This is a genomic window from Halanaerobiales bacterium (assembly GCA_035270125.1).
Classification (GTDB): domain Bacteria; phylum Bacillota; class Halanaerobiia; order Halanaerobiales; family DATFIM01; genus DATFIM01.
In genome coordinates this window covers 1-10,151 of record DATFIM010000020.1, presented here as the reverse complement: position 1 = coordinate 10,151, position 10,151 = coordinate 1, and the positions used below count along the sequence as shown (strand labels likewise).

The 10,151-nt window shown below is 28.5% G+C and carries 10 protein-coding genes; all 10 read left to right on the top strand.

The annotated features are described in order from the left end of the window. The coding region (locus VJ881_01085; protein HKL74635.1) for a (Fe-S)-binding protein at positions 1-804 on the top strand (804 nt) is incomplete at its 5' end. Continuing rightward, positions 805-1,956 carry a SpoIIE family protein phosphatase gene (locus tag VJ881_01080; GenBank protein ID HKL74634.1) on the top strand — a complete coding sequence of 384 codons (1,152 nt, stop codon included), beginning with the start codon at positions 805-807 and terminating at the stop codon, positions 1,954-1,956. Between the two features lie 47 nt (positions 1,957-2,003). After that, entirely contained in the window at positions 2,004-2,252 is a 249-nt protein-coding gene (locus VJ881_01075; GenBank protein HKL74633.1) for an NAD(P)H-dependent oxidoreductase subunit E, read from the top strand. A 22-nt stretch (positions 2,253-2,274) separates the two neighbouring features. Further along, positions 2,275-3,735 (top strand): 4Fe-4S dicluster domain-containing protein, encoded by a 1,461-nt coding sequence (locus tag VJ881_01070; protein ID HKL74632.1) that lies wholly within the window; start codon positions 2,275-2,277, stop codon positions 3,733-3,735. Next, positions 3,732-4,013, top strand: a complete 282-nt coding sequence (locus VJ881_01065; GenBank protein ID HKL74631.1) for a hypothetical protein — start codon at positions 3,732-3,734, stop codon at positions 4,011-4,013. The genes VJ881_01070 and VJ881_01065 overlap by 4 nt, the downstream gene beginning before the upstream one ends. A gap of 60 nt (positions 4,014-4,073) precedes the next feature. Continuing rightward, positions 4,074-6,644 carry a hypothetical protein gene (locus VJ881_01060; GenBank protein ID HKL74630.1) on the top strand — a complete coding sequence of 857 codons (2,571 nt, stop codon included), beginning with the start codon at positions 4,074-4,076 and terminating at the stop codon, positions 6,642-6,644. Between the two features lie 27 nt (positions 6,645-6,671). Next, a complete protein-coding gene (locus VJ881_01055; GenBank protein HKL74629.1) occupies positions 6,672-8,021 on the top strand; it encodes an alpha/beta fold hydrolase in 1,350 nt (449 codons plus the stop codon). Positions 8,022-8,138: 117 nt separating this feature from the next. Further along, positions 8,139-8,804: a diphthine--ammonia ligase gene (locus VJ881_01050; GenBank protein ID HKL74628.1), complete on the top strand. Its 666-nt coding sequence runs from the start codon at positions 8,139-8,141 to the stop codon at positions 8,802-8,804. A 75-nt stretch (positions 8,805-8,879) separates the two neighbouring features. After that, positions 8,880-9,305: a GIY-YIG nuclease family protein gene (locus VJ881_01045; GenBank protein HKL74627.1), complete on the top strand. Its 426-nt coding sequence runs from the start codon at positions 8,880-8,882 to the stop codon at positions 9,303-9,305. Positions 9,306-9,356: 51 nt separating this feature from the next. Next, on the top strand, positions 9,357-10,151 hold a 795-nt coding region (locus VJ881_01040), incomplete at its 3' end, for a UvrD-helicase domain-containing protein (GenBank protein HKL74626.1).

Sequence of the window (10,151 nt, the reverse complement as noted above, 5' to 3'; positions counted from 1 at the left end):
AAAGAACTAAGTAAAGCCAAAAGAAAACAGTTAATAAAAAAATATACTGCTGAAAAAATAGAAAGAAATAATGCTAAAAATGAATTTAATAGAGATAAGTTAAGTTTAGAAAGAATTTATAAAAATAAAAAGTATAATTTTCCTGAACCTTCTGAAGAAGAGATTGAAGAGATTCTAGAAAGTATAGGAAAATATAGTAAGGAAGATGAAACTAACTGTGGTGGTTGTGGTTATGATAGTTGTCGCGAAAAAGCTATTGCAGTTTATCAGGGACTGGCAAAAAGAAAAATGTGTATTCCATATATGAAATCAAAAGCTGAATCTTTATCAGATATAATTGTGGAATCTTCTCATAATGCAATTATTGTAGTTGATAATGATCTTATAATCCAGGAGTTTAATCCTGTTGCTAATGAAATGTTTAATAAAAAAGGTAGATCACCTGTTGGAGAACCTCTTTCTCGCTTTATAGACCCTGAATTATTTGAAAAAGTATTAAAAGAAAATACAGGTATAAAACATAGAAAAGTAAGTTATGAAGAATATGATCTTGTAACAGATCAGACTATTTTTCCTCTAGAAGAATATGGGGTTGTAATTGGTATTTTTACAGACCAAACTGAACAGGAAAGACAAAAAGAAGAAATGAGAGAAATGAAAGAATTAGCAGCAGATAAAGCTGCTGATGTAGTTCATAAGCAAATGGAAATTGTCCAGGAAATTGCTGGATTACTTGGAGAAACTACTGTTGAAACAAAATCAGCCCTTTATGAATTAACTGAATTGATTCAGGAGGGTGATTAAATGAAGTTAGTTGTAGAAGAATTTTATAAAAGTATTGCTAAAGATGGTGAAGAAGTTTGTGGAGATAATGTAGAAGTTATAAAACAGGATGATACAACTATTATTGTTCTTTCAGATGGTTTAGGTAGTGGAATAAAAGCAAATATATTATCAACTCTTACTTCTAAAATTGCTATTGGACTATTAAATAAAAACTTACCTTTAGAAGAAATAATAGCAACAATTATTGAAACTCTACCTATTTGTGAGGTAAGAGAAATAGCTTATGCAACCTTAGCTGTTTTAAAAATTGACAATAAAGGTAAAGTTCAGTTAATAGAAATGGACACTCCTTCTGCTTTTTTATTAAAAAATAATAAAGTAAAATCTATTAAAACAACTGAAATCAAAATAAGAGGCAAAAGAATAAAAAAGGCGGAATTTGAAATGGATAGGTCTGATATGATTTTTATGGCCAGCGACGGTGTTCTTCATGCCGGTATTGGTGGTCTTTTAGATTTTGGTTTGGGCTGGGAAGGAGTAGCTGATCATCTTGAAAAAGTAGCAAAAAAGAAAAAAGAATTAAAATATATAATAAATAAAATGGTAGGAATCTGTCAGGGTTATTATTTTACAGAACCAGGTGATGATTTTACTATTTTAGGAGTAAAATATAGGCGAACAAGAGAAGTAACGGTTTTATCTGGTCCTCCCCAAAAAAAAGAAGATGATCCAGAAGTTATAAAAGAATTAATGAACTCCTCAGGAAAAAAAGTGATTAATGGAGGGACAACTGCCCAAATAGCAGCACGGGAATTAGATGAAGAACTGGAAACTTCTTTTGAATATCATGATAGAGATATACCGCCTGTCAGTTATTTAAAAGGTATAGACCTTGTAACAGAAGGATTGCTTACTTTAAATAAAGTTCTTGAATTTCTGGATGATTATAAACAGGGACAATTATTACCTGAAAAAGAAGATGGAGCATCACAACTTATAAGATTATTATTAAAAAGTGATCAAATCAATTTTTTAGTTGGGAGAGCAATGAATGAATCTCATCAAAGTTTGAATCTGCCCCTGGAATTAGGGATTAGAAGTCAAATTGTTGATCGAATAGCTAATTATTTAAAAAAACTTAATAAAAAAGTTAGTATTGAATGGTATTAATTTTTGATTCAAATGTGAACAAAAACACAAAAGAGGTGATTTAGAAAATGAATAAAATACAAGTGGAAATATGTGTTGGGACTCCCTGTCATTTGATGGGAGCAGAAGAATTATTGGATTTGGTTAAAAATCTACCAGATAAGTATGAAAATGAATTTGAATTTAAATCAAGTCATTGTATTGAAGACAAATGTGAGATGGCTCCAGTAGTAAAAATTGATGGAGAGATATATGGTGAACAAAATCCAGAAAAATTACGAGATTTATTAGACAAGTATCTAAAAGAAAACCTTTAATAAAGATAAAGGAGGTAAAATAATGGGGAATAATACTATATCAGAAGTTGTGAAAATAAGGAGAAGAGTTTATACTGAATTAGTAAGACTGGAATTGGAAAATAAATTAGAAGAAAAAATCGATAAAATACCGAAAAAGTTAATTAATGATGATTCTCCTCGGCATCGATGTTGTGAATTTAAAGAAAGAGCAATTATCAGAGATAGGATAAAGTTGGCCCTAGGGTTTGATCCTGAAGACTATCCGGAAGCTCCTTTATCAAAATTAGCAAGTAAATTAAATGAAGTTGATGCAGATTATAATGCTGTAAAAGTATTGGAAAAAGCCTGTGATAGTTGCCCAATAGACAAGTATATGGTAACAGATGCCTGTAGAAATTGTGTGGCTCATAAATGTGTTAATGCCTGTCCTAAAGATGCAATAGTAGTTATACAAAATAGAGCTTTTATAGATCAGGATAAATGTATTGAATGTGGAAGATGTGCAAAAGTTTGTCCATATAATGCAATAAATGAAAATAAGAGACCCTGTGTTAGAGCCTGTGCAGTAGATGCAATTACTTCTGATGAAAATAGAAGAGCTGAAATTGATGATGATAAATGTGTTAATTGTGGAAGTTGTATAGTAGCCTGTCCTTTTGGAGCTATTGATTATATTTCCTATATTGTCCAGGTTTTAAAATTATTAAAAAATAGAAACACAGAGGTAGCAGCATTACTGGCACCTTCTTTTACCGGTCAATTTGGGGTTAGAGTTCAACCAGAAATGGTTAAAAAAGCATTAAAAGAAATAGGATTTACTGAAGTTGTTGAAGTAGCCTATGGGGCTGATAAGGTGGTAGAAGAGGAGTCAGAAGAGTTTCTAGAAAGGATGGAAGCAGGGAAAGAAGTAATGACAACTTCCTGCTGCCCTGGTTTTAAAACTTTAGTTAATGAACATTATCCAGAATTAAGCAATTATGTTTCCACAACAGTATCTCCTATGATTAAGACAGCAGATTATTTAAAAGAAAAAAATGAGGAGATAAAGACCATTTTTATTGGTCCCTGTATAGCTAAAAAATCTGAGGCTGCAGCTTATGAAAATATAGATTATGTATTAACTTTTGAAGAACTTGTAAGTATTATTGTCGGTTTTGGAATTAATTTAGAAAAAATGGATACTGGAGAAAAAATAGATGATGCCAGTAAACTTGGTAGAATTTTCCCTTACAGTGGAGGGGTTAGCACAGCAATAGAAAGTTATTTGGAAAATAAAAAAATTGATATAGATAATATTAAATTTGAAGCAGCTCAGGGTTTAGATGAATGTAAAACTAAACTGGAAGCTATTAAAGAAAATGAGGCTGAGTTTTCGTTTTTAGAAGGTATGGCCTGTGAGAAAGGTTGTGTAGATGGCCCGGGTAATTTAATTAAAGCTGTTGTTGCCAAAAAGTTGGTAAAAGATTTTGCTGATGAAGCTAAAAGGGAGAAAATAGGATGAATTTAAAATTGTTAGAAAATATAATAGAAATAAAATTTGGAAATAAAAAAGAAATGATAATATTTAAAAATAAAAATATGGCTCAAAAAAACTTAATAAAGATAAATAATGAGGTAAAAAATAGAGATGATTTTATGGATTATTTACAAAATTTAGATTATAAAGTTATATTAAAAACAGAAGAGTTGGAGTTTATTAATGAAAGTATTGTATCAACACCTCCAATTTATAATATGGCCCTGAAAACAGGAGTAGATCAGTTGATTATAGTCAACTGATTTACTTTAGAAGTATAATATTATATAATTAAATAAAAGTAAATATCTAGGAGGATTTTAATGCAGCTTAAAAATATTTTTTTAAAATATAAAAATTATATAATTATAATTTTTATGAGTTTCTTTATAATTTCTTTGATTGGAACCAATATTGTATCAGCAATAGAATGGAAAAAATATGAAAGTGATAATTTTTTAGTATTTTATCCAGAAAATTATGATTTTCAGGCAAAAGAGACAATATATTATTTAGAAAAAGAAAAAGAAAAAATAGTTAAATTAACCGGTAATAATTTGTCAGAAAAGGTAGTAGTGGTAGTTGAAGATAGAGGTCAGTTTTCGAATGGTTATGCTGATAACATAAATAATAAAATAGGAATTTTTACTTATCCTCCTGGAAGTAATTCTAGTTTAGCACCATATGAAAATTGGTATGAATTTTTAACTATTCATGAACTTACTCATTTAGGACACTTAACTAATACTTCTGAAATGAGTTCTATTTTACAATATTTACATGGCAATTTATTATCTCCTAATTTGCATTCTCCTATCTGGTTAATAGAAGGAACAGCTGTTTATAGTGAATCCGATTTTTCTGGATATACTGGGAGACTAAATAGTAGTTATTATGATGCAATTTTTAAAGCAAAAAGTGCAACCAATAATCTTCCTTCTTTGAGTGAAATAACTTATAATCATAATCATTTTCCCCGAGATTATCAATATTTATATGGAGCAAAATTTATAGAATACTTAAGTTTAGAATTTGGAGAAGAAAAATTGGCAGATTTATTTGATACTTATGGTTCTTATTTTTGGTCTCCATTTATAGGAGATGTTTTTCCAATGATAGGACTTGATATGGCAGCTAAAAAAACTTATGATAGTAGTTTTGCAACTCTTTATAAAGAATGGAAAGATCAGGTTGAAAAAACAAATAAAAAATGGGAAATAAATGGAGAAAAATTAATTGAAAAGGAAAATGGGTATATTACTAATTTAACTTCTAATAATAATGGTAAAATTTATTATTTCCTTACAGAAAAAACTCAAGTTTCTCATTTTAATTATAGAAAAATAAATAAACTAATTGAATATGATATAACAAATAATGAAGAAAAAGTTATAAAAAGATTTTTAGCTAATAATTATGGAACTTTAAAAATTAAAAATGATAAACTTTATTACCTTTTAAGTGATACTAAAAAAGGATTTAATAATTTGAGTAATGATTCTTATGGTACTTATACAACTCTTTTTTGTTATAATCTTCAAAATGGTGAAACTAAAAAAATAGTAAGTGATGAAATTAGAGATTTTGTTGTTATTAATGATAAAAAAATTATTTATAGTTTGACTGACAGGAATAATTTTGGCACTAAAATTATTAAATATGAAGATGATAAGAAAGTAATGATAGGTTCAATACCTTTATTAATAACTGAGATGAAAAAATATAAAGATAAAATAATTACTGTTAGTAAAGAAAAAAACAGTAGTTGGGATATATATTATTTAAATTATAAAAATTTAAATATCAAAAATATTATCAATACTCCTTATGCAGAAAAAATGATTAGTTTAAATGGTGATAATCTTTTATTTACAGCAAATTATGGAGGAAATGATAATATTTATCAACTAAATTTAGAAACAAATAAAAAAGAAAAGTTAACAAACAGTGATTACGCTGCAAATGGTGTAATAACTAAAGATAAACTTTATTTTACTTCTTATTACAACAGTGGAATGAGAATTTATAATAAATCTAAAAAAGGTATTAACTATGTTCATGAAGAAATTAATAGGGAAGATAAAATTTTTATAAAAAAAGATTTTGATTTAGTAGAAAAAAATAAAAAGGTAGGGTATAAAAATTTAAAATATTTATTAAAACCTGGTATTAGATTTATTCCATTTTTTGTAACTGGCGAAGACCCATTAGGATATAATAATTATCAAATTTTGTTATCTCCTTATGGAGGCTATAATATTTATTATGAAAATAATTATTTAAATCCTTTTAGAATATCAATAGATAGTTATTTGAATAAAAACCAAAGACAAAATGAAATTGAATTTTATTATCCTTTATATCGTTCTCAGCAAAAAGGTTTAACAGAAATCAATACTTCTTTAAGTACTGATTTTTCTAATTATATAAATAGTATTGATTTTGAATTTTCATATCCCTTACAGGATTTTATTATTGATTTAGATTATGATTTTAAAAATAGTAATTATGTACTGAAAGGAAAATATAATTATTATCTTAGTGATTCCAAATTATCTTTAGGTCTTGAAAGATATGATGGATTAAAAAAACCAACTGATATCAGGGAGATAATACCTGATATATATTTTAAAAGTGGTTATAAATATAGTATAGGATATAATTCTAAACTTTTTGAAATAAGAAAAGGGAGCTGGAATCCTAACCTCTTTATTGGAGATATCTATGGGAAAATATTTTTAGATTATAATCATTCTGATTCACTTGACTATAAAAAATTAAGTGCAGGTGGAGAATTTATTTTTGAAAGTGGAATTGGAAACTGGATTCACCTTGCTCCGCGCCTGGGAATTTCTATTTCTGAAAATGAAAGGAAATTTTATTTTGGATTTTAAAAAAATTATAGAATGGAGTGAAAAATAATGAATAAAGTTTTAGCTATAATATTGATAATGTTTATGTTAGTTGGTTTTAGTGGAGAGCTTAATGCTATTGAAAATTCAGCAGTGATCGGTCAATGGGAGGGAGAAATTGATATATCAGGACAGTTATTAAATATTATAGTGAAAATTAACGAAAGTAATGGTGATTTAGGTGGTACTCTTGATATTCCTCAACAGGGTGCTTTTGGAATTCCGTTAGGGGAAATAGAATTAACTGGGGAAGAGATTGTTATGACAGTTCCTCAACTCCAGGGTAATGTAGAATTTAATGGTAAAATTGATGAAGAGAAAATGGAAGGTGATTTTCATCAATCAGGATATAATTTTCCTTTTATATTAAATAGAGTTTCTGAAAAAGTTGTTAGTAGAGAAGAAATAGATTATGCTACAGGTGAATACGAAATAAAAGAATCTGAAGTAGCAGTACCTGTCAAAGGGGACAAAATTTTTGGTACTTTAGCAAAACCAGAGGGTATTAATAAAGATATTCCTTTAGTAATTCTGGTAGCTGGTTCAGGTCCTACAGATAGAAATGGTAATAATCCACTTTTAGGTCGTGAAATAAATACTTTAAAAGAAATTGCCCATTATTTAAGTTCAAATGGAATAATGACCTATCGTTATGATAAAAGAGGAGTAGGAGAAAGCTCTGAGCTTACAAAAGAAGAAGCACCTACTTTTTTTGATTATCGTGATGATTTAATAACTATTATAGAGTATTTAGATAATTACCCACAGGTAAAAGAAGATAATGTTTATGTTTTAGGCCATAGTGAGGGTTCAATGTTAACTATTATGGCTGCTGAAAAAGGTGCAGATTTAGATGGTTTGATTCTTGTTGCAGGTTCTGGGTATACACATGGAGAAACTTTTAAAACCCAAATTACTGCTATAGCAGATCAATATGAAGAAGCCGGGATAAAGGGTGCAAAAGCTGAAATGTTAGAAGCTTTAGATGACTTATATAAAGCTATAAGAACAAACAGTGATTTTGATATAAATGAATATGATATTCCAGATAAAATGAAAGATACTTATATGAGTTTAGCCACCCAGCCCAAATTTGTAAAAGATTGGCTTGATATTGATCCAGTAGCTTTATTAAAAGAAATAGATCAACCAGTTTGTATTATTCAGGGTAGCAATGATGGACGAGTGGGAGTAGAAGATGCAAAAATGTTGGCCTCTGCTGTACCTGATAAAAGATTAGAATTAAATATTATTAAGGGAGTGAACCATTTTCTTAAAAAGGCAGAAGCAGGCAATTTAGCTTATGAGCAAAAAATGCCAGATGAATTATTGAAAATCATTTATAATTTTGTTGATTAAAATTCAATAATAGACGATATTGAAACTACAGGAGAAATCCTGTAGTTCTTTTTTTTTACAAAGAAAATTAATTTTGATAGAATAAGATAGATGTAAAAAGAAAATTGAGGTGAAATGATGATAAAAGAAAGTTATTATTCATTTTTTGCTTCCTGGAGTGGTGGAAAAGATTCCTGTTTATCTCTTTATTATGCACTTGAAGAAGGTGGTTATGCAAAAAAATTATTAACCATGCTTGTTGATGATGGTGAGAGGTCACGTTCTCATGGTTTATCTATAGATTTGTTACAAAAGCAGGCAGAAGCACTTTCTATCCCTTTAATAACAGCTAATACAAGCTGGGATAATTATGAAGAAAATTTTAAAAAACTACTTGGGAAATTAAAGAATGAAGGAATTGATACAGGAGTTTTTGGAGATATTGACCTGGAAGAACATAGAGAATGGGTTGAGAGAGTATGTACTGAAAAGAATTTAAAAGCTAAATTACCCCTCTGGAAGATGGAAAGAAGAGAAGTTATGGAAAATTTTATAAAATTAGGTTTTGAAGCAGAAATTATAGTAATAAAAGAAGATAAATTACCGGAAAGTTTTTTAGGAAAAAAATTAACCTTTTCTTTAATGGATGAATTAGAGAAAAGAGATGTGGATGTTTGTGGTGAAAATGGTGAATTTCATACTGTAGTACTTGATGGCCCTATTTTTTCCAAAAAGGTGAAAATAAAAAGGAGTAATATCGTAAAAAGAAAGGGTTATTGTTTTCAAAATATTGAAGCTAAATAATTTATTGCAGGAAATAACCATGATTTTATAGAAATAATAAACGTGTGTAAAACTTGTATAAAAGGAGGGAAAAAAGTGAGTGAGGAAATAAATATTGATTTAGAATATGATTCAGGAGTGTATTTATTAGAAATATTTTTACATAAACCTAAAAAAATAGAGGTAGGGGCTTTAGGTATTTTTTCTTTTCCTCCAGGATATTATTATTATGCGGGTTCAGCTCAAAAAAACTTAAAAGCTCGTATTGAAAGACATTATGCTGTAAGTAAAAAAGCTCACTGGCATGTTGACCATCTTCTGGCAGAGGGACATGTCAAAAACCATTATACCTGGAAAGTAGATAAAAAGGGAGAATGTAAAATTGCTTCTTATTTAAAAGAAGAATTAGGTGGGAAAATAATTGTTTCTGGATTTGGTTCAAGTGATTGCAATTGTGAAAGTCATCTTATATATTTCCCAAACCCATTAGATGAAAATCAATTACCAGAAGAAATTAATTAAATGCTATTATTTATAATATTATAATTTATTTAATATATTAGGAGTGATATTTTGAAAGCTAAGGAAATTATTGAAGATCTAAATAAAGAACAAAAACGGGCAGTAAAACATCTAGAAGGTCCTATGCTGGTTTTAGCTGGTGCAGGCAGTGGAAAAACTAGAGTTTTAACCAGAAGAGTTGCCTATTTAATAGCTAAATATAAAGTATTTCCGCAAAATATTCTTGCTGTTACTTTTACCAATAAAGCGGCCGAGGAAATGAAAGATAGAATTAGTAATCTATTAAATGGATTACCAGATGAACCCTGGATAAGTACATTTCACTCTCTTTGTGTAAGAATATTAGTGCGTGAAGTTGAAAAATTAGGATACAAGAAAAATTTTGTGATCTTTGACCAAAATGACCAGAAAAAATTAATAAAAGAAATTTTAAAAGATCTTAATATAGATAGTAAGAAAACTAAACCTGGAGCTGTTTTGCATGAAATCAGTCAGGCTAAAAATGAATTACTTACTCCAAAAGAGTATGAAAATGAAGTAGGAGGATATTTTTCTGAAATAGTAGCAAAAATTTATCCAATTTATCAGCAAAAATTAAAAGATAATAATGCTTTTGATTTTGATGATTTAATAATGAAAACAGTTGAGCTTTTTAGAGATTATCCTCAGGTTTTAGAATATTATCAGGAAAAATTTCAATATATACTTGTTGATGAATATCAGGATGTTAATTATGCTCAATATCAGTTAGTTCAAATTCTTGCTGAAAATTACAGCAATCTTTGTGTAGTAGGAGATCCGGATCAAGGGATATATGGTTTTAGAGGTGCAGATATAAGGAATATA